Annotated in this window: 14 protein-coding genes and 1 pseudogene; 10 read left to right on the top strand and 5 right to left on the bottom strand. The window is 67.3% G+C overall.

The window, feature by feature from the left end; translation table 11 throughout:
- Nucleotides 1-196: 196 nt before the first annotated feature.
- Nucleotides 197-613, bottom strand: coding sequence for a hypothetical protein (locus H0H10_RS08900; RefSeq protein WP_188180320.1), 417 nt, complete (start codon nt 611-613; stop codon nt 197-199).
- A gap of 285 nt (nt 614-898) precedes the next feature.
- On the opposite strand from H0H10_RS08900, the gene H0H10_RS08905 reads away from it, so the two are divergent.
- Entirely contained in the window at nt 899-3439 is a 2541-nt protein-coding gene (locus H0H10_RS08905; protein ID WP_188180321.1) for a DEAD/DEAH box helicase, read from the top strand.
- A 139-nt stretch (nt 3440-3578) separates the two neighbouring features.
- Here H0H10_RS08905 and H0H10_RS08910 read toward each other — a convergent pair whose 3' ends face one another.
- Nucleotides 3579-3851, bottom strand: a complete 273-nt coding sequence (locus H0H10_RS08910; RefSeq protein ID WP_309141753.1) for a type I-E CRISPR-associated protein Cas6/Cse3/CasE — start codon at nt 3849-3851, stop codon at nt 3579-3581.
- Nucleotides 3852-3957: 106 nt separating this feature from the next.
- Here H0H10_RS08910 and H0H10_RS08915 point away from each other — a divergent pair, with 106 nt between their 5' ends.
- The 4 genes from H0H10_RS08915 to H0H10_RS08930 all read left to right on the top strand — a co-directional run bounded on the left by H0H10_RS08915 (nt 3958) and on the right by H0H10_RS08930 (nt 7310).
- Nucleotides 3958-4905 (top strand): hypothetical protein, encoded by a 948-nt coding sequence (locus H0H10_RS08915; protein WP_223179593.1) that lies wholly within the window; start codon nt 3958-3960, stop codon nt 4903-4905.
- Nucleotides 4906-5017: 112 nt separating this feature from the next.
- Complete coding sequence (locus tag H0H10_RS08920; protein WP_188180322.1) at nt 5018-6022, top strand: hypothetical protein; 1005 nt, start codon at nt 5018-5020, stop codon at nt 6020-6022.
- The gene (locus H0H10_RS08925; protein ID WP_188180323.1) at nt 5992-6726 is read left to right on the top strand and encodes a hypothetical protein; all 735 of its coding nucleotides are present in this window, start codon (nt 5992-5994) and stop codon (nt 6724-6726) included. The genes H0H10_RS08920 and H0H10_RS08925 overlap by 31 nt, the downstream gene beginning before the upstream one ends.
- An 86-nt stretch (nt 6727-6812) precedes the next feature.
- Nucleotides 6813-7310, top strand: coding sequence for a hypothetical protein (locus H0H10_RS08930; protein ID WP_188180324.1), 498 nt, complete (start codon nt 6813-6815; stop codon nt 7308-7310).
- Between the two features lie 468 nt (nt 7311-7778).
- Here H0H10_RS08930 and H0H10_RS08935 read toward each other — a convergent pair whose 3' ends face one another.
- The gene (locus H0H10_RS08935) at nt 7779-9158 is read right to left on the bottom strand and encodes a helix-turn-helix transcriptional regulator (RefSeq protein ID WP_309141754.1); all 1380 of its coding nucleotides are present in this window, start codon (nt 9156-9158) and stop codon (nt 7779-7781) included.
- Between the two features lie 380 nt (nt 9159-9538).
- On the opposite strand from H0H10_RS08935, the gene H0H10_RS08940 reads away from it, so the two are divergent.
- The gene (locus H0H10_RS08940; protein ID WP_188180325.1) at nt 9539-9943 is read left to right on the top strand and encodes a hypothetical protein; all 405 of its coding nucleotides are present in this window, start codon (nt 9539-9541) and stop codon (nt 9941-9943) included.
- Nucleotides 9944-9964: 21 nt separating this feature from the next.
- Here H0H10_RS08940 and H0H10_RS08945 read toward each other — a convergent pair.
- Nucleotides 9965-10794, bottom strand: a protein-coding gene (locus H0H10_RS08945; protein WP_373566823.1) for an IS5 family transposase whose coding sequence is annotated in 2 segments (ribosomal slippage) — nt 9965-10468 and nt 10471-10794 — 828 coding nt in all. Because the reading frame shifts where the segments join, the coding sequence is not laid out codon by codon here.
- A 941-nt stretch (nt 10795-11735) separates the two neighbouring features.
- Here H0H10_RS08945 and H0H10_RS08950 point away from each other — a divergent pair.
- The 3 genes from H0H10_RS08950 (at nt 11736) to H0H10_RS08955 (ending at nt 16199) form a co-directional block, all read left to right on the top strand.
- The gene (locus H0H10_RS08950; RefSeq protein ID WP_262506245.1) at nt 11736-14345 is read left to right on the top strand and encodes a tetratricopeptide repeat protein; all 2610 of its coding nucleotides are present in this window, start codon (nt 11736-11738) and stop codon (nt 14343-14345) included.
- 1120 nt (nt 14346-15465) lie between these two features.
- Complete coding sequence (locus H0H10_RS39690; protein ID WP_223179595.1) at nt 15466-15849, top strand: hypothetical protein; 384 nt, start codon at nt 15466-15468, stop codon at nt 15847-15849.
- Nucleotides 15777-16199, top strand: a complete 423-nt coding sequence (locus H0H10_RS08955; protein ID WP_223179596.1) for a hypothetical protein — start codon at nt 15777-15779, stop codon at nt 16197-16199. The genes H0H10_RS39690 and H0H10_RS08955 overlap by 73 nt, the downstream gene beginning before the upstream one ends.
- Nucleotides 16200-16367: 168 nt before the next feature.
- On the opposite strand, the pseudogene H0H10_RS08960 reads toward H0H10_RS08955, so the two are convergent.
- A pseudogene (locus H0H10_RS08960) lies at nt 16368-16985 on the bottom strand (transposase); the annotation flags it as partial.
- Nucleotides 16986-17878: 893 nt separating this feature from the next.
- On the opposite strand from H0H10_RS08960, the gene H0H10_RS08965 reads away from it, so the two are divergent.
- Nucleotides 17879-20968, top strand: coding sequence for an NACHT domain-containing protein (locus tag H0H10_RS08965; RefSeq protein ID WP_188180327.1), 3090 nt, complete (start codon nt 17879-17881; stop codon nt 20966-20968).
- The last annotated feature ends 95 nt before the right edge of the window (nt 20969-21063 follow it).

Genomic DNA, 21063 nt, shown 5'->3' on the forward strand with positions numbered 1-21063 from the left:
TTGCTGCGCAAGGCGGGTGACGCTCCGTCCGCTGCGCTCCCGGAGCTGCGGGGCCTGCGGCCCCGCGAGGTGGCCTCCGCTGCGCTCCAGCCACCCGGGGTGCGGTGCGCCCCAACGGCCGTCCCGCTGCGCGGGGCGGCCAACGGGCCTTCGGCCCGAGCAGCTACGGGGAGGGGTGGCTGGGGCTCGGCTTGCTTCAGGCTTTGCTCTTCTTTATCAGGGACCCTCCGAGCAGGAATTTCAGATAGGACCACGTGCTGGAGCTGTACTCAGGGAACCACTCTGGGAGCGATCCTCCCAGCTCTTCCTCGGTGTGAACGAGTTGCCCCACAGTCACCCGGAAGTGAGCCTCTGCCTGACGGGATTTCAACTGGACCACCCAGGTGCCGGCCTGAGTGGCGAACACGCTGCGGTGCGGCCGGTCCCCCGGGCGGAGGTAGAACGACTCCGGTATGTGAGTCTTTGCCATTCGGAGTCCTGCGGCCTGCGCATCCTCCTGGCTTCCCTCCACGTGCTCGGTCTGCCTCATCTCCCATTGCGGCCGGTAGCAGCACTGCGCGCGCTCGTAGTCTATGTGGCCTTCTTCAAGCAAGGCGTACCAGGATGTTGTCACGCGCTGGATCCTAGGAGAGCGTTCAACTCATCGGGAAGATGTTTGCTGCTAGTACTCTCCACAGTCCTTTGCTTCATTTTTCAGTCTGGATGGACTCTGGAATTATTTGGCGTACCCTGTGAGAGGAGCGGGCCACCTTCTACCGCGCTTCCTCTCCGCATCCCTCAGGCGCGCTAGCTCACTCCCGAAGCTTCAACGAAGCCGATCCGAGGTGTTCTACCGGCGGTTGACCTCTTCCTCCAGCGTAGAATCTCTCGCCCCGCCCACAGGAGAAGACAGATCGGAATGGCAGCAAAGGAACTCCGTCCCCACCAGCGAGAAGCCGTGGATGCGGTGCTGCGGGCGCTCGAATTGCCTGCACGATCAACTGTGCCTCCGCGCGGACTCCGGACTCAGGTGATCATGGCGACCGGAACCGGCAAGACCCTCGTTGCCACCCGGAGCGCCGAGGAGCTACGTGCGGGTCGTGTGCTGGTTCTGGTGCCCTCGCTGGATCTGCTCGCCCAGACCGAGGCTGCGTGGCGGGAGGGAGGCCGCGGCGGCCCGATGGTCGGGGTGTCGTCCCTGCGGGGTGAGGAGGTGTCCTTCCCGAACACCACGGACGTGGACGAGCTGGTCGACTGGGTGCGGCCGTTCGACAAGGTCACCGTGTTCGCCACGTACGCCTCGCTCGGGCTCGGCACCCTGGAGCGCGCACACAAGGCCGGCCTTCCAGGTTGGGACCTGATCATCGTGGATGAGGCCCACCGGTGTTCCGGGCGGATCGGGAAGCCGTGGGCGGTCGTGCACGACAACACCCGCATCCCCGCCCTGCGCCGCCTGTACATGACCGCCACGCCCCGGCTGTGGCAGCTGGACGAGGACGCTGAGCAGGGCGCGCCGGGCGAACTGGTGGCCTCGATGGAGGACGATCCGGACGGGCCGTTCGGCAGCAGGGCGTTCATGTTGACGCTCTCGGAGGCCGTCGACAGAGGAATCTGTGCCCCCTACCAGGTGGTGTGCGTGGACATCACCGACACCCAGCTCCAGGCCGCCCAGCTGCTGGGCGTGGAGGGGCGCTCGGAGCAGGTGCGTGGGGCGCGGCTCGCTGCTCTGCAGACCGCGTTGGTGAAGGCGTCGGCCGAGGAAGGCTTCCGCAGGACGCTCGTCTTCCACCACATGGTGAAAGAGGCCGAGGCGTTCGCGGCCGGCCTCCCGGACGTCGCCAAGCGGCTGCACGCCGCCGACCCGGAGCTGTACCCCAAGAGGATCTGGGTCGACTGGCTGTGCGGCGACCACAAGCCACTCCACCGGCGGCGGGTGCTGGGCGAGTTCGCGGCCGGGATCGCCACGGACGGCACGGTCGTGGAGAAGACCTTCCTGAGCAGCGTTCGCATTCTCGGCGAGGGCGTCGACACATCCCGCTGCGACTCCGTGTACTTCGCGGACGTACGCGGTTCGATGCCCGACCTCGTCCAGGCCGTGGGCCGGGCGCTGCGGATGCAGCCCGGCGAGGGGAAGGTGGCCAGCCTGGTCGTGCCGGTCCTGCTTGGGCCGGGCGAGACAGCGGACAGCATGCTGACGAGCCGCGCGTTCGGCGGGTTGGCGAAGCTGCTGGAGGCGCTCAGGGCGCACGATGCCCGCGTCGTGGAAGCTCTGGCCGAGCAGCAGGCACAGAGCCGTGTCCGGGGCGTGCAGAGCCGTAGCGGAGGGCTGGAGGGTGAGGAAGCCGGGAGCGACCGAAGCGACCGGTTGTCGGTGCCGGCCCGGGCACTGCTGAAGTTCAGCACGCCGCGTGACCCTGCGCAGCTGGCGGCGTTCATCAACCTGCGCGTCCTCAGCCCCGAGCACGAGCACTGGCGGCGCGGCATCGAGGCCGCCGTCATCTACCACCGGCTCCACGGCGACCTGAAGGTCCCGTTCACGTACCGCGTCCCCGGCCACGACGACCAGGGGGCCGAAGCCGAAAAGTGGCCGGCCACGCTCGTCGGGTTCCCACTGGGGCAATGGATCGCCGACGCCAGGAGGTTCTACGCCCGCGGGGACATGGACGACGACCGCGCCCGGCAGTTGGAGAAGCTCGGCATGATCTGGTCGCATTACGACGTCGTGTGGGAAGAGGGCCTCGCAGCGGCGCGCGGGTGGGCAGCCGAGGCGGGCCACCTCCTGGCACCGGCAGACGCCACCTACCAGGGGTATCGGGTGGGCATCTGGCTGAAGAACGCCAGGGCCGCGGCCCGGAAGGCGCAGGAGATCGAGCAGCGGCGCGCCGAAGGCCTGCCGGTTCCATCGGCGGCCGGCGCGCTGACGGAGGAGCGGCGCGAGCAGCTCGAGGACATCGACCCGTCCTGGTGCCCAGCCTGGCCAGTGGGGTGGCAGCGATGCTTCCACCTGGTCCGGCAGCACCTGGAGGCCGGCGGCGAGCTGCCGATGCAGCCTGGCACCGTCGTGCACCAGGGCGAAGACCTCGGCCAGTGGGTACGGTCCGTCCGGCTCGGCTGGGACAAACTCACCACCGTCCAGCAGTGGATGTGCGAGCACATCCTCGGCATCCAACCCGCCACCGAAGACGAGAAACCCAGACCGCGCCGCACACAGGCCGACAAATGGGCACTGAACTACGCCGCCGCCAAGCAGTTCTTCGAGCGTGAGGGGCACCTTCGCGTCCCGAGGAAGCACGTCGAACGGATCGCCGTCGGCGGCGACGGGAACGGTGGCAGCGGGGAGCACCAGAAGGTGCGGGAGCTTCGGCTTGGGGCATGGATCGGGAACCAGCGCAGCCGGGCCTCGACACTCACACCCGAGCGGATCGAGCAACTGTCCGCCATCGGCATGCGATGGGCGTAGGTCCGTACGAGTGGTCAGCGGGCGAGGACCAGGCAGGGTGATCCACGCGCGGAGCACCCCCGCGTCGGCGGGGAGACGGACCTGTGACCGCCCCGCCCTCGAGGCGTCTGCGGGCCGTCGCCGCCTCTTCTGGGTGCGCTCACGTGGTGGCTGCCGGGGCGAGGCTGAGCAGGCCGGCGCCGTAGGGCTTGGCGCGGCCGATGCCGGTGAGGAGGGCTCGGGTGAGGACTGTTGGGTCGGTGACGGCGGCGGTGCCGTCGTAGCGGATCAGGCTGTGCCGTATGGGCTTGGCGTCTTTGCCGCGGGGACGGGCGGGGTCCATGTTGGTGGGGGTCAGGACGTGGAGGTCGAGGCCCCCTTCGGCGGCCCGGCGGAGCCACCACTGGTCGGCGTCTGCGCCGGAGAGCGGCACGATCCGTCCTCCGGCCGGACGGACGGATCTGGAGGTCGCCGTCGCGCTGACGCGGCTGCTGTACGACGACTTCGTCTCCTACGGCACCAATGGCCATGGCAGGCGCTTGGACGACGAGAACGTCCCCGTGGTCATGAAAGCCCACCGCACCGTCCTGGAGCGCCTCGCGCTGAAGCCGCCTGTCTGGCCGTTTCGGACATTCGACGGACCGCGCGGCTTCGGCACCTACTGGCGCGCCAACGGGATGAGCGGCAGCTGGCAGGCCCGTCGGGACTGCATCGAGCACATCCTTGGGTCTACGAGGGACGCGCTGGAGGATCTGCAGGAGCTGGAGTACGAACGCCGGTTCACCAAGGGGCCGTCGGGTGCCTTCAAGAACCTGATCTTCGCCGCCGACGGGGTGAAGCCGGATCTCGTGCTGCGTGACGCGGTGAACAATGAGGTCGAGATCGTCCGTCACGCCGATGTCTGCCTGGTGTTCACCGATCCATTGCCTCATCACGGGCTGACCTGGCGGCAGATGGTCGCCTGGTGGCAGAAGAACCATCAGCCGGACGCCGACGAGAGGACCGCGGCCGACGACCTGTACCGGCGTCTGTACCGGTCACTGGACTCGGTGCCCGAGCAGCTCCTCATGATCACCTACTGTGCCCGCTACGCCGAGGACGGCGGTTTCGACCTGCCAGCGCTGATTCCGCAGGTCTACCTCCACTACGACCCCTACACGCGCAAGAGCGGCAAGCAGTCCGGGGCGCTGCCCCGGCAGCGGATGGACTTCCTGCTGCTGGCGCCGGACCGCTCCCGCATCGTCCTCGAGGTCGACGGGGTTCAGCACTACGGCCGGCCGAACCCGCCCGACGAGAAAGGGCGGGTCACGCATACCGCGGTGCCGCGGCTGTACGCGGAGATGGTCGCCGAGGACCGCCGGCTGAGGCTCGCCGGGTACGAGATCTACCGCTTCGGCGGCTGGGAACTCACCGCCCCGGGCGGCAGGCAGCTCTTGGAGGACTTCTTCACCACCCTCCTCGCACGGCACCAGAAGCCGACGCTGTGACACGGGGGCCTGCCCCGGCCCGGCGGATGGCAGTGCTGCCGTGACCGGTGCGGCTTCGGGGGCGCGGCGCAGCGCCGGTGTGGTGTCAGTGCCGGGTGGGATCATGAGCGGGGTGGGGGTGCGAAGGCAGGGGGCGGTTGTGGCGGTGGAGTGGGACCGGGTCGGGCAGCCAGGGTTCGACAGGATCGTCGAAGCGCTGGTGCACCGCATGTATGACGCGTCCGCGCGCGTGGAGGTGGTGAACGGGCGCGGCGGGGACAAGGGCATCGACATCAAGGTCACCCATGGGACCCGGGTGCGGATCTTCCAGTTGAAGTACTACATGGACGGCTTCCCGACCACGGCGCACAAGGGGCGGCGCAAGTCGATCAAGCAGTCGTTCACGCGGGCCATGCAGCACCAGCCATGGGAGTGGATCTTGGTGGTGCCGTGCACGCTGAGCACGGCGGAGCGGGAGTTCGTCACCTCCCTGGCGTCGGGGCAGGCGGTGCGGGTCGAGGTGTGGGACCGGGCGAAGCTGGATGGACTGCTGGCCGCGCACGCGGACCTGGAGGCCTCCTTCACCCGGGATCAGCTGTACGAGGCGGCGAAGGTCTACGGGCAGGAGCGCGCGCTGCTCAAGGACGGGGTACGGGATGTGACCGCCCGGGTGACGGCGCTGGGGCACCAGGCCGACGGGCTGGACGACCACTGGACCGTGGACTTCGCCCGCCAGGGGAAGACGGTGGTGCACACGCTGCGGGCAAAACACCCGCGGGCGCACGAGGTCTCCCCCATCAAGATCACCCTGGCAGGCAGCGGCCCGCTGGCGCCCGACCTAGCCCAGGCCGTACGACGCAGCCTGGGTTTCGGACTGCCGGAGGAAGTGGTGCTGCCGAGGGAGGCGGTGGAGAGCCTGACGGTCAGCGGACCCGCATGGCTGTCCGGCGTGCACGGGGCGTCGAAGTGCGGTGGCAGCCGGCTGAGACAGCCGCACTGGCCGAGATGGCGGTGGAGGTCGTCTTCCTCGACGGCGAGCACGTCACCGCCCGCTACCCGGGCACGCCGTCGCATGTGGGGCGCGGCGGTGTCGGCCGGTCGGTCACGGTGGACCTGGCCGGCGGCAGCATGCAGCTGATGATCCCTGCGGCTTCCGGCACTCCGGCCACGCTCCGGTTCACGTTCTCGCTGGAGAAGCTGGAGCCGTCGGCGGCGCTGCGTCTGCTGCGGATCTATGAGCGCATCGCGGTCGGCGGTGCCTTCGAGGTCCGGGCGAGCGCCGGGGCCATCGGAGGCGGTGATCTGCCGCCGCGCCCTGAGGCCGCGCGCCAGGAGGCGGCCCGGCTGGCCGAGTATCTGCAGGACCTGGACGTGGTGCAGCGTCACTGCGAGCAGTATTTCCTCGTTCCGGCGGAGCTCACCCCGACGGACCGTATCAGTCTGCGCATGGCGCGCCTGCTCATCCAGGGACACTGCGTGATCTCCCCGTTCCTGCCCCGGGCCCGCTTCACGCTGAACGGGCAGGACTCCCCCGCCGTGCGGGCCCTGCTCAGCGGTGAGCCCCATGCGATCCAAAGCGGGGCCCCTATGTGCGTGATCACTGTCGCCGGGCGGCACCTGGACCTGGGCCCCGTGCGTTCCTACCACCCTCACATCACCGTCGACGAGGAAGACGGCCGGCAGGCGCTGGCCGCCCTGGAGACTGGGCGCGGCGATGGCTGCGAGGTCACCGTCCGGCCCGTCGACGGCGAATGCTTCCGACTCCTGCTGCAAAACACCACACCCCGTGACGGGTGGACTCCCGTGCCGCTGGAACTGCCCGGCTTCCCCGAACCCCGCTGAGGCAGTCCACGGCAAGCGGGGGTTTTACTCGTCGCTCAGTGCACGCGAACGACGAGTCCGGAGCCGGAGAACACAGGGGAATAGAAGTGCGTATTTCCCAGTCAATCGCGAACGTCACACGAACCCGGGAGTCTGTAATGAAGCGCGTCGTAGCCGCAATAGCCGTCGCAGCCAGCGTGCTTGTCGCGAGCGGCTGTTCCAGCTCGCCCGAGGCTGCCGAGCCGGAGTCGACCACGGCTCCTTGGGAGGCAGCGGCACCAGCTCAAGACGACGGGGCGGACGTGAGCGATGGGCTGGGCCAGTACGAGGCTGAAGTCGATGCTGATGTCGCCATCGTGGACGTCAGGGCCTCCGACTCGGATCCGAACTATGCAATGGCTGTAGTCAAGGTTAAGAACCGAGGGGAAGAGTGTCCTGTCGGTGCTGTGACGGCCCTTTTTTACGACAAGCAGGGAACCTTCTACACAGAAGGGGTCAACCATTTCATGGAGCTCGGCAAGGGAGATACCGTCACCGTCAATGTAGAAGCCATCAGAATGGGCAATGCCAAAAGAGCCGAGGTGGTTGAGGTGAGCTGCCAGTAGGCCAGTTCGGGTCAACGCGGCAGCCGGCAGGCATCTACTCCAGGACCCGGCGGCCTCGATCGTCCAGTCGCCGTCGAAGAGCGCGGCGACCATGCGGGCACGGCCGTCGGAGAGCTGGCCGGATCGGTGCCTAGTGCGGGCCTTGGCGAGCCATGCACCGATCTTGACCGTGTCGCCGTCGATGCGGATGGTGTCGCGGGCCGTGAGGGCCCGGCCTTCGCGGCGACGGACGGGTCGGCCAGATGGCACAGCCGTCGATGAAGGCACCTTACCGAGCAGGTACCTACCTCCCACTGCGACTTGCGGGCGGACAAAATACGTGCCGCGTACGCGATCCGTACGCTTGCGTATCTCCTGCGAGGTGTCTCCGCCGCCGGTGGCGGGCAGTCGGGCAGGACCGAGCCTCGGCTGCCCGAGCCGGGCGGGCGTGCAGGCACCTGCTCACGCAGGGCGAGGTCCCCCTCGGTGTCAGCCCTCCGGTTCCCGCGGCTCCACGCGGGAGAAGAACTCCTTCGCGGCCTGGGTGTCGAGGTCCCCGTTCGTGGTCGCGGACCGCCGCAGCGCTTCGCCCGTGACCTGAGCGGGAATGCCGAGTTGCTTGTCAGCTTCGCTCATGATCTCCCCGACGTACCACTGAGCCGAGGTCGGGAAGTGCTGGATGAACCAGCTGAGCATCTTCGCCAGGGGCAGCGACAACATGAGGTCGAAAGCCTTGAGCTCACCGCCCCGGCGTTCGACGACGCGGAGCGAGGTGGTGAAGTCCTCGAGGACGGCGTGGCGGATGGTCGGTCCGAGGGCGTCGGTCGGGATGATCCGCCTGAGGCTGTCGGCGACCTCGAAGGCCAGTTGGTCGGCCACCTCCCGCACGGTCGGCTCGTTGCGGTGGCGCAGGGTCCAGCGCTTGCGGATGTCGGGGCGCTTCCACAGGAAGCGGAAGAAGGTCTCGCTGAACCGGTCGCGGACCTGGGCCGCCCCCGGGGCGAGACGGTGCCGGTCGCCGGCCGACATGGCCTCCTTCAGCCCCTCGGAGGAGCGGCGCCGGGCTTCCGCCCAGTCTTCGGCGACCGGGCGGGACCACTGGGCCCGGCCGCCGACGGTCGCCTGGGGCGGCGGCACGTCGTTCTCGCCGCGGGAGATGTAGCCCCGCAGAGTGGAGGCCGTGATGCCGCCCAGCGCGGCCATCTCGGGCACGCCGAGCAGCCGGTCCCCGGCGAGTTCGGGACTGGCCAGGTCGACGACGCACCTGTCCAGCGGCCGGGGGTCGTCCTGCTTCTGGTGGCGCTGCGCCCACCGGGTCAGGTCATCGAGCCAGTTCTCCGGCTTGGCGGTGTCCGGGTCGAAGGTGGCGACCTTGTGCACGTGCGCGCGTTCCGGGTGGGCCCGGCCGTCGAGCATGTCGGCGGCGTGGACGGTGGCCGTGGCGCGTGCCTTGTGGCGTGCGTAGTCCTCAGTGACCGGGTCCCAGATCTGCCCTGGCCGGTACCAGGCTTCGCCGTCCCACCAGTAACCGCCGGCCCGGAACAGCAGCGGGGCTCCCGACCAGTAGGTGTGCAGGCTGGCGGTGTCCTCATCGCGCAGCAGGAGGACGGTGCGGCCGTGTTCGGGGTGGTAGCGGACGGCCCATCCCAGGTGGTGGGCGATCGGGTCGGTGGTGAAGGCCAGCCAGCCCCCTTCGTGGGAGGGGTCGCACCGGCCCCACATGCCTTCGCCCTTGTTGCGGCCGACAGCCTCGATGGCGTCGGGACCGTCGTCGAGCGGCAGGTGCGAGTCGTCGACGAACGGTAGCCCGGGCACCGGGTGGTCGGTCCGCAGCCCGTTGGCGAGCGGACGGATGTCGTAGACCAACACGTCCCCCTTCTTGTGCTGTAAATGACTACAACGCTTCCGATGCCCAGTAATACACCGCTAGCAAACCAGATGGTACAGCGTTATCAAGCCAACATGGCACAGCGGGAGTCGGAGCCAGTCCCCGTGCCGGTTCATGGACCCAGCACGCCGCCCCGCTCGGCGTGGTCGGGGGCCGTTGCTCTACTTGCCGACAGCTGTACATCGGCCGGGTGAATGGCTGCTGCGGACAGCACTTCTTCGCCCCGGCGCCGGAGGCGACGGCCGGTGCGGCCTCGATCTCACAGCGATAGCCGCCTAGAGCCTGTCTCCTTGTTGGAGAAGCTGCTCGGCTGACCCGAAAGTCTGGGGCCCCGAGGAGCGTCCTCGACTACGGTCAATGCGTGTCCTGGCCATCGGTGATCATCCTTGTCCCCGCGGAGCGACGTCCGCTGCTTGAGGGGCGAATCCGCGCTTTCGACCTCGTGCCGGATCCTGCGACGGGGGACGACAGGCTGCACCGGCACGGGTACTCGTACTACATCGACCTCTCAGGCGGGATCCTGGCGGACTACGAGCGTGAAGAGCTTGACCAGGTGACGAACCGGATCGGCGAACCTTACCCGGTCTACGTGTCATGCCAGTCCATGGACGCGGCCCGGGCCTTGCTCCGCGAGGTCCTCCCTGGTCTGGACGGTCTTGTCGACACCAACCATTACGAGATCCTTCAGTCGAGCAAGTTCCTCACGCTGCTGGACCGTTATGCCGGATGGGACTGGCGCCGCCAACCGAGCACGGACCTCACGTAGACCGGCTTACGCAGCGCACTGTCACCTGCGGGACCAGATCAGAATGGCAGCGAGGTGCAAGGCAGCCCGATAGGCGACTGCGAGCTTGTCCGTGCGCATTGCGAGGCCGCGCCACTGCTTGAGTCGGGCGATGCCCCGCTCGACAGCATTGCGTTCCTTGTATGTCTCAGCGTCGAAGCCGGGCGGACGACCTCCGGCGCGGCCTCGCCTCAGACGATGGCCGATCTGATCCGCAGGCTGTGGGATAACGGCACGGACGCCGCGACGACGCAGATGCCCACGGATCGCACGGGAAGAGTACGCGCGATCCGCAAGGACAACCGCAGGACGGGTTCGTGGCCTGCCAAGTCCCCGGCGCGGAACCCGGATTCCGGCCATGACCGCCTCGAAGGCCGGTGCGTCACCAGCCTGGCCCGCGGTGACAAGAATAGACAGAGGCCGTGCCTGGCTGTCACTGGCCAGGTGAACCTTCGTGCTCAGGCCACCGCGGGAGCGTCCAAGCGCGTGATCCTCCGGTTCGGACCGGCCGGGCGCCCCCTTTTCCGAGCTCCGGCCGAATGCTGGTGAGCCCGGCAGATGGTGGAGTCCACCGAAACTGTCCAGCCCACGTCGTCGTCGGCATCCGCCACCGCGAGGACAGCCGCGAGGATCCGTTCCCATGTGCCGTCCAGGGCCCACCTGATCAGCCGTTTCTGCGCGGTCTGGAAGGGCCCGAGTTGTTCGGGCAAGTCTCGCCAGGGCGAGCAGGTTCGGTACTTCCACGCGATGGCTTCCAGGGTGCGGCGGTGATCGGCCCACCGTCGTCCACGGACGGGATCGGCCGGCATCAGCGGCTCGATCCGGTCCCACATCGCATCAGTGATCAGTAACCGGACAGACACGTCTGATCAACTGATCAACCCACCAAAGAGACACGCTCTAGGGCGGGCAAGGAACGGTTGTAAAGGTGAGTTGTGGCTGCCAGGGCGTTGTGGAACTGCTGGCCGAGGAGTTGACGGTGCTGCTGATCAACCGGGCGGCGGCCCGCAACGGGCTGCCGCTCGTCAGCGTGCTGAGCCACGGGGCGACTTGCGGGTGCCGGTGCGGGCCGTCCGCGTGCCGCCCGGTGTTTCCAGCCGTTCTTGACTGCACGACAGAGGCGTGGCGGGACTGACTCGGTGCTCCCGCTACGCCCCCTTCCGGGCCTGCCCGAGCCCACGAAACCCTCGGCGCCACCTGCCCCGAGCGCTCGGCCGACACGACCACCCCGTCGGCCGAGCAACGAGCGAACCCGCTTGACGCCACGCACACCTGCCGCGCAGGGCGGCGCAGCTTCCCAGATACCAGGCTGCGCCGCCCTCGGGCTCTCTCGCACGTACGCACGAGCCCCGCATACATGATCCGGGGCTCGTTGAGATTGGTCCAGACCAGTAGGTCTTGGCGTTGAGCCCCCTGCTACGGCTGGATCAAGGCTTCCCACACGTAGTGGAGCACTGCCCTGACCACCCCGCCGACTACCCATCCGCCCACGGCCTTCGTGACGGTGCGAATTCGCCGCTGCTTTTCTCGCTTGACCTGGTGCTTCTCCATCTCGGTCCCCTTCTCAGTACGGCCCTTGGTAGCCGGCGGGACCCATCTGCGGGGTTCAGAGGAGAGTTCAGGTACTGCTGTTCTTGCTGAACAGGGCATCTCACGAGGTCAGAGCAGGCAGATTAGTGTTCAGAGGGGTGTTCAGACTGAACGGAGCCACATGGCCAGCACACCTAGGGAAGAGTTCGCCGCGCGGCTACGCGAGCTCTTCGAGGACTCCAAGATGTCGTATAGGGGCGCGGTGCGGTGGGGCGAGAGTCTAGAACCGCCGGTCAAGCTCGGGCCGGGGAAGCTCAGCAGCTGGTTCACGGGGACGAACGTCCCGAGTGCGGGACAGGACTTCGACTTGTTCATCCAGGAGCTCGAGAAGCGGGCGCTATGGAAGTCAGCGCGGAAGCCTCACGGTGTTGCCCACTGGCAGAAGTTGAGGGCTCGTGCAGCTGCTTCCCCTCGGGAGGGGACGCAACAGGGGAAGGTGCCTTCTGCGGGAAAGACCGGGGGAGGCTCGTCACTGAAGGCCGGGCCGGGTCCGTCATGCCGGGTAGGCGTTCTTCCGCGCCGTGCGGTTGCCTTCCAGGGCCGACCCGAGGCAGCGCTGCTATCGACTGGGCTTGCCGTCCCCGGGGCCGGACCCGCGTCCAGCGTAGTGCTGAGCGGGATGGGGGGCGTGGGCAAGACGCAGCTCGCCGCGGAGTATGTCCGTTCCGTCGAGCAGGATCTGGATGTCCTTGTGTGGGTCACGGCTTCCAGCCGGTCCTCCATCGTGGCCGCCTATGCCGAGGCTGCCGTCGAGCTGTGCGGTGCGGACGCCCAGGACCCGGAGCGTGCTGCTCAGAAGTTCCTGCAACGGCTTGATGCGGCAGGTCAGCCTGTCCTTCGCTGGCTGATCGTGCTGGATAGTCTCGCGGATCCTGGCAATCTCAATCACGAGCTGTATCCCTCGTTGTGGCCGCCTCCCAGTGCTCACGGGCGGTCACTGGTCACCACGCGTCGACGTGATATGACCCCATTCCCTGAGGAGTTCGCTCAGGTGGAGGTGTCTTTGTTCGACCGGGAAACTGCCGTGGCCTACCTCAATGGTCACCTCTCGCGGCACGGACGCAGTGAGCCCACCGCTCAACTCGCAGAGCTTGCTGCCGATCTGGGACACCTGCCCTTGGCGTTGTCCCAGGCAGCGGCGTACCTGGTCACCGCGGGGATCAGGTGCGACGAGTACCGGCGACAGTTTGCGCGGAAGAAGCTGGCCGCGATGCTGCCGGACTCCAGCGCGCTGCCTGATGGCCAAGCCGTTACTGTCGCCACGACATGGGCACTGTCTATGCAGTACGCCAATCGTCTGTCAGTCCTGGCGGAGCCCATGCTCCATCTGGCCGCGATGCTCGCCCCAGAGGGGATCCCACGCACCGTGCTTACCGCTGAGCCCGTTCGCGGGTTCCTGGCTCAGTTCTACACGGGAGATCCTTCGCAGGGCGGAACAGAGCCGTCGCCCGAAGACTGCACCGCCGCTCTGCAAGCCCTCCATCGCCTCAGTCTCATTGATCACGACATCAACAATCCGGTAGCCGCAGTCCGTGTCCACCAACTGGTTCAGAAGGCCACGCGAGAGGCACTGTCGCCCGATCACTTCCAAGTTTTCGCGCTCACAGCAGCCGACGGGCTTTATACCGCCTGGCCTGAGGACACAACACAGCCGGTGGTCGAGGAAGCGGTGCGGGCGAACGCGCTGGCTCTCATTGATTGTGCCAATGACGCGCTGTGGAGCACTGACAGCGTCCATCCCGTTCTCCAGCTGCCTGGCATCAGCCTCTCTGATGGCGGGCATCTGACGGCGGCCGTCAGCTACTTCACTCAACTCCTGGCGCAGGCAGAGATCAGATTGGAATACGGCAGCAGGACGCTGCGTCGCCTTCGCCGCTACCTAGGGCGAGCGCAGTCGATGTCAGGCGAAACACAAGAGGGCATCACGACGCTGAGCGCCGTTCGAGATGAGCTGACGGTGCTGCTCCAGACCACCTCGCCGAACGGCCCTGAGACGAAGGAGTACGCAGACACATTGCGAGATTTGGCGCACGCGCTCGGACACTCCGGCCAGCAGAAGGCCGCAGCTGCCACGCTGGCCGAGCTCCTCCAGGCTGTCCACAGTGGGAGCATCGGCGTCACGGACTTTCTAAAGATTCGTCACGACTACGCCTATTGGCTTCTTGAGTCAGGGAACACGGAGAAAGCCCAAGAAGTTTACGAGCAGGTCCGTGATGAGAAACTTCGCGTCCTCGGGCCTGAGGACCTGGAAACCCAAATCGCCCAGTACGAGCTTGCCCGTCTTAAATTTCTCTCCAAGCGACCTGCCGAAGCAGCCGACGATTTCGAGGCATTACTTCCGATCCAGCGCCGCCTACTTGGCCAAGAACACCCAGAGACCCTCAAGACGATGGCAGAGGCAGCTCGCGCTCGAGCTGTCGCTGAGCAGGACCCCCGAATCGCAGTTCAAGGGGTCGCAGAGGTCCTTGCGATCTATCTCCGCACCCACGAGGCACAGAACCCCATCGTTTTACACACCCGCATGGACTTCATCATGTGGCGCCATATGGCACGGATTCATGACGGCTCCCTGGAAGAGAAGGGTATCGCTCAAGATGTAGCGGCCATGCGCAGCCTTCTCGCGGACATGAAGAAGGTGCTGAGCTCTGGCGCCCCATTGATTAGGCAGTCCCGCCACTACCTCCGCGTCCTCCTCCTATGCAAGCTCTATGTCAAGAAGGCGGGGCCGACAGCAGCTGCCGCCTACTTCAAGCGCCCCATCACTGTGACCACAGCCCATCGAGGTCCTCAATGACGAGTAGTGGCAGACAGACCTCCGATGCTGCTGTCGCAGGCACCCACATTCACTCGATCGCCCGCCTCGGCGACCCCGTCGGGCCCGCCGAGACGGACACGGCGTCTTCAACTCGCACGTCCTGGTCCAGGCTGCATGGGGCTTGGGGCTCTCCGTTCATGCTCGGCTGTACGGGCCGCTGAGCGCCGATCTCGTGCCCGCGCGAGGCGGTGGGGTTTGGGAGAGGAGATCGGCGCCGTGAGGGCCGGGCTTGTGATGGTCAGCCGCTGGGCAGGTCAACCATTCCGTGGTACTCGGGTTCGAAACGGTGCCGGTGCAGCAGCACGGCCGTCTTCCCCTGGGCTGCTGAGGGCTCCATGACGTCGTCCAGGCTGGGCAGGGTGTGTTCCTGCTCGTGCGCGCAGGTGGGCTGTGCCCAGAACCGGCATGTTCCGGTGCGCTGCCAGTTGCTCCAGCATGCTGAAGGTGGCCTCGGGTACCTCGTAGTCGTGGACGGCCAGGCGGAAGCCATCGACAAACAGGGAGTGGCGCGCCCCATTCGGAGGGCTCGATGGCCTTCCACCGTTCGTCGATGAACCGGGTGCTGCAGCCAGCGCACACGGGACGGCGGGCCTCCCGCTCGGCCCTCTGCTGCTCGGCTGCGCGCCGCAGCTGCTCCTTGCACTCCCGCTCGCGGGCTTCGTACTCGGCCCGCTGGCGGGCGTCGAACGCTTCCCGGCGAGGGTTGCTGCTCGCCTCCAGGAGGGTCTGGTTGTGCGGGCTCAGCTCGGCCAAATGCGCGACGCCGGTGTTGGGGCTGCGCAGGCCGACGCGGTTGAAGACCAGCAGCGACGGGTGCGGCTGATCGCCGTGCCGTCCGTCGGGCACCCACCAGCGGGTGCGCCACATCGGCCGCTCCTTGCCGTCGGCGTCCTGGCCGCGGCGGATCTCCGCACGGTGCTGACACGGCAGGCGTACCCGGCGCACACCCGCCCCGACGCCCCCTGCCGGGCGCCAGCAGCACTCTTTCGTCGCCCGCACGGCACGCCCGCTGCGGGGTGCTCCAAGATAGGGCTCCAGTGTCGTCACGGAGGGGGATCAGGTGCCTGGCCTTGGGTGGGAAGACTGGACAGCCGCGGGAGTGGACCCGAACCGTCTGCCGGCCGACTGGGGCTGGAAGGTCACACGCCCTTCAGGCCGCGGCTTCGAAGACGACCCGATCGACTACGCCGCCTCCCTGCGCGACCGCCGCAGCATCCTCATCGAGGAAACACCCGGCGTGCCGCTGCGGCGCCGCAAGCAGCCATGGCACCGCGCAGCACCACGTGCATCAGGTGCCTCTTACCTGCCGTTCACGACCGAGATTCCGTTCGGGCTGTGGGTCATCAGTCTCGTTCCGAACGACGACGAGGAGCGCTCCGCGCCGACCTGGGCCAAAGAATATGGTTCCGGGTGCCGGCCTGGTGGGCGCTGGGGCCCCAAGGGCGAACAGCGTCAGCACTGCTCGCCCGGCTGGAGAAGCTGACCTGGGCTGAAGTCCTCACCCTGCGCCGCTCCTACAACAAGGCATGGCCGACCGATCGCGAAGACCCCGCTTGGTACGAGGCACAGGACCTCGCCGCGACCGCCGACCGGGCCACGCTGAAGAACGCACTGATAAAACACACCGAAACAGCACTGGACCGAACAGCCCGCTCCCACGGCAAACGCGTACGGGACTTCTCGGACGAACAAAAGGCCGTGTGCTTCGCTGCCGCGGCCCTCGCCATCGAAGACCTCGCCCCCAGCCTCGCCCACCGCCTCCTCGGCCCCCTCCGCCTCGCACTCGGCGACGTCCACACCTACCCCGTCCCCTCATGGGCCGACAGCCTGTAACCCGAGGAGAACTGATGGACTCGCCAGTCCCGGAACATGTGACCACATAGCCGAGGGATTACGTGATCGTCGAAAGGGCGATAGAGGTCAGCGTCTGGGCGTCGCTGTCCGGTTCAAGTAGGCGGATCGTCCGAGCGCCGCCGCTACCAACGACTCCCAATGACGTTGTCAAGCTGCCTCGGTGACGGGAGGTGTGAGTTGGTAGCACCGTCCGTCACGCAGCAGGGCCCACAGGACGTTGACTCGTCGGCGGGCCAAGGCGAGCACGGACTGGACGTGTCGTTTACCCTCAGCGCGTTTGCGATCGTAGAAGCGGCGGGACTCCTCGCAGCAGCGGATGCTGATCAGTGCGGAGGTGTAGAAGACGCGCTGGAGTCCGCGGTGGTAGCGGGCTGGGCGGTGCAGGTTGCCGCTGATGCGCCCGGAATCGCGGGGTGCTGGGGCCAGACCGGCGAAGCCCGCGAGGCGGTCGGGGGTGCCGAAGCGGGTCATGTCTCCGCTCGTTGCGGCCAGGAACTCGGCGCCGAGCAGGGGACCGATCCCCGGCAGACTGGCGATCACTTCGGCCTGGTCGTGGCTGCGAAACCGTCCCTCGATGAGTTTGTCGATCTCGTCGATCTTCTCGTTGAGGGTCATCACCTCCTTCGCCAGGCTGTGCACCATCTGGGCGGCCATCGTCTCGCCGGGCAGTGCGGTGTGCTGGCGTTCGGCGGCCTCGACGGCGGCAACGGCGAGGTCGGCAGCGTTGCGGACCTTGCGGTTGCGCAGCCAGGTCTCCAGCCGCTTGGCGAGGTCGACTGGGAGCAGCTGCGCGCGGTGGAGAAAGGCCGGCGCTCCCCGCTCGCCGCGCTGGCGAAGCAGGCCGCCCCGGCCTGACCCGGGCCGCTGTCCGGCGACGCCGCCTGTCCGGTGGGTGGGGCGGCGTCGTACGGGGTCAGCAGTGGCGGTGGAACAGGCCGCGGCGGAGATGGTCCGGCTCCCGGTGAAGCCGCCTCACTCGCATCGGTTCTTGTCGACGAGAACATGCGGCAGCTCCCGGACGAAGAGCGGCTTGCTGAAGCCGGAGACGATGACGGCTGGTAACCCTGCAGCTTCCACACGAACACCCCCGGACACAGCCGAGGGACCAACCCCATTCCCTGGCGGAACCTGAACACCAGCGAGCCCCCGGCCCCACGTCCGCTGGCCATTCGGCCCCAGAAGCAGGCGGCTCGTCTCAACACCGCCGCATACCAACGACCAACGGAAATGACCGCGCCGCAGTTCAGATGACACGACCTGATCACCACGGCCCGCTACCTGACAAACCTGCAGTTCACGCCCACTGCCCGGGACCAGCGCCCGCACTCGCCACGGCTACCGAGGCACCATCACCGTCCGGCCACAGCCACACACCAAACTGATCAGCCCAGGCCAGAACACCCGCTCCTGATCACAAACACTGCTCCTGGACAGCAGCTCTCCGCCATCGGCATGCGCTGGACGTAGCGCATGGGCGTACGCACGGGCAGTGGGTCCGAACGTGAACGAGGGAATCACAATCGTCCCGGACAGCGGCCAACAGCGCCGCCGTCTGTCCGACAGCGACGACAAAACGTTCAAGCTACCGGATTAAGACAGACAGCTGTCGTGACCCCCGTCTAGGCTCCACCCGTATCCGGAACACACGGGGGTGGCGGATGGATCCTGTGGTACTCGGTGGCAGGTTGGCCTCCAATCTGGTCGGCTCACTGATCAGGAAACTCTTCGTGGCGGACGGGCCTGGTGCTGGACTGGTCGACAGGCCCGTGCGACTGAAGGACCTGGTCTCTTTCCGTGGTGAGAAGCGCACGCTGGGCGAGAAGGACGTGCACAAGCTCGCGGAGCATCTGGTCCAGGAAGCGATCGACTCGCCCGGCGAACGCCCCTTCCGCACCCAGGAGCGGATTGCCGTGGCCAATGCACTGGCCCTAAGGCTGCTCGCCCTAGGGGATCTGGACATGAGCGATGTCCAAGCCGTGCGGCTCGGTCAGCGGGAGCTGGCGCGCAGGTTGCGCCATCAGGGGCCCGAGCCGGATGGGCTGTCATCCGACGCTCAGCTCTTCCTCGACTCCGCGACGGAGTGGGCCTGCCTGCAGATTCTGGAGTTCTTCACCCGCCGCTCGACTTTCGTGGCTCGTACCCTGGTGGAACAGACCCGGACGCAGGCGGATCTCATCGCGAAGGTCGATGAGGTGCTTGTCCGTACCCCGCGCCCAGGCGCTCGGGACACAGCCTTCGAGCACAGCTACCTCAACTACGTCGCCAAGAAGCACGGCAAGCTCACGATCTACGGCATCGATCTCAGCAACTCGCCGGATCGCTGGCCGCTGGCCGCCACCTACCTCAGCCTGGACGTCATTGGACACAGGGCAGAACCGGACTTCGGGCTAGAGTCGGGCTCCCCCGTCTCGGCCCCTGCCCCCGCCGATCAGACGCTAGCCAACCACGACCGAGTGCTGTTGCGTGGTGTCGCGGGCTCCGGAAAAACCACGCTGATCCAGTGGTTCGCGGTGTCGGCGGCGACTGGCCCCGCGGACCGTATAGCCTACCTCATCGGCCGGATCCCGTTCGTGCTGCCCCTGCGCACTCTCACCCGGCACGGCGACCGCCTCCCCTCCCCCGCGCACTTCCTTACCGCCGTCGGCTGCCCTCTGGCCGGCACCCAGCCGGAGGGCTGGGAGCACCGCGTCCTGACCAGTGGGCGCGGACTCGTCCTGGTGGATGGCCTCGATGAGGTGCCGGAGCCCGAACGCGAACGTACACGGACCTGGCTACGCGACCTGCTGGATGCCTACCCCGGCAACCGCTGGCTCGTCACCTCACGCCCCTCCGCCGTGCGCGAGGACTGGCTCGCCGCCGACGGATTCACTGAACTCGGCCTCTCCGCGATGAGCCCATCGGATGTGGCAGACTTCATCAGGCGCTGGCACCGGGCAGCCGCCACCGGCGCGCCCGACGAGGACGCCGTCCTGGCCGCCTACGAGGCCCAGCTGCGCGACGCCGTCCGCACCAAACCGGACCTGGGCCGCCTCGCTACGAATCCATTGATGTGCGGTCTGATCTGCGCCCTGCACCGTGACCGGCGTGGCTACCTCCCACACGGCCGCAAGGAGTTGTACGACTCCGCGCTTTCCCTACTGTTGGTCCGCCGCGACCGCGAACGCGACATGGCGACCCCCGAGCTGAGCGAGGAGCCCCAACTGCAGCTCCTCCAGCGACTCGCGCACTGGCTCATCCGCAACGGCCGAACAGAGATGGACCGCAGCCGGGCGGAGAGCATCATCGCGGAGGTGCTCCCGGCGATCCCGGCGGCGCAAGTCCTCGGGGACGCAGACGCAGTGCTGCGCCACTTCCTGATCCGCACCGGTCTGATGCTCTCACCCGCCCCGGACACGATCCACTTTGTGCACCGCACATTCCAGGACTACCTGGGGGCGCGGGCGGCCGTGGAAGCCGGCGACTTCGGCCTGCTGACGGAGCACGCCTCCGACGACCAGTGGGCGGACGTCATCCGCATGGCAGTGGCACAAGCCCGGCCTCGTGAACGGGCCGAGCTACTGAATCTACTGACGGCCTCCTCGGACAAACGTGTCCACCTGCTGGCGATGGCGTGCCTGGAACACGCCACGGAACTCGACCCGGCCGTACGACGCAAGGTCGAGGAGGCGGCGGCAACGCTGCTGCCGCCCCACACAGACGCCGAGGTCAAGGAACTGGCACAGATCGGGCCGCTGATCCTGGAACTGCTACCAGGCCCGCAGGAACTGTCCGACGACGAAGCCGAGGCCGTAACGGCGACGGCGGCGCTGGTCGGCACGGAGGCCGCGGTGCCGGTGCTGGCGCAATACCGGAACCATTCCGCGCAAAGGGTCCGGATCAACCTGATGCGGGCGTGGAATCTCTTCGATGCAGAGGTGTACGCCGATGAGGTGCTGACCCACGTCGACACCCACGACCTGTTTCTCTTCATCACTTCGCCCGCGCAGGTGCGTGCCTTGTCACGTCTCGGCGATCGGACACGAATCGGCGTAACAGGCGACCACGCTCCTGCAGACATCCTCCGGGCTCTGCCCGAACAGGTGGAGTACCTCGGTCTCTACGAGAACACCCTGCTGAACGACCTGCGACCATTCGCCTCTCTGCCCTCGATCCACCACATGAACCTGGTGAGCTGTCCAGGAGTTGAGGACCTTATGCCCTTGACAGAGATGGGGCTGACCTCACTGTTTATCCGAGACCTTGACGGGACAGCCGGGCTGGACCACCTCTCCACACTCCAAACGCTCACCGTCTCGACGCCTCTGCCGGGCGGGCTGTCCGCCATGCCGCAGGACGCTCCTCTGACCAGCTTGTCACTGAGCGAAGACGCCGTCGCGGAAACCGGACTGCGCGGTCTGAGCACCTGGCCGACACTGGAGTACCTCAACATCCAAAACGATATCGGCGACCTCCGCCCCAGGGACTGGGCCGAGATCGCCAGGCTCCCGCGTCTCAGCTCAATAGGCATCGCGGCGAGACACCTCCCCCAGCTCCTCTCCGCTCCGCACCTGGTCGCACTTGAGACTGTCTCTGTGACGAACATTCGCGAAGACACTGATCTCACGTCGCTGTACGGCAACTGCCCGCAGGTCCGCACGCTCAGGCTGTACTCGGAGGAGCACTCCACAGGGCTGGAAACGGCCCCCTACCAGGCCCTCTTCCCCGAAGCCGAGATCACGGTCCACCCCACCCGCCCTCTGCTCTTCTGAGGCAGCCCAGCACAGCGAAGGGTTCGGCGACGCCGACGCCTCCAAGGAACACGACCAGTCGTGGTCGCTGTAGGCGGTGCCAAGGATCCCGTCCC

It is taken from the genome of Streptomyces griseicoloratus, from assembly GCF_014534645.1.
Lineage (GTDB): Bacteria > Actinomycetota > Actinomycetes > Streptomycetales > Streptomycetaceae > Streptomyces > Streptomyces griseicoloratus.

Coding starts and splice junctions, on each gene's coding strand:
- H0H10_RS08905 (WP_188180321.1), top strand. CDS start 899: ATGGCAGCAAAGGAACTCCGTCCCCACCAGCGAGAAGCCGTGGATGCG.
- H0H10_RS08950 (WP_262506245.1), top strand. CDS start 11,736: ATGTCGTATAGGGGCGCGGTGCGGTGGGGCGAGAGTCTAGAACCGCCG.
- H0H10_RS08965 (WP_188180327.1), top strand. CDS start 17,879: ATGGATCCTGTGGTACTCGGTGGCAGGTTGGCCTCCAATCTGGTCGGC.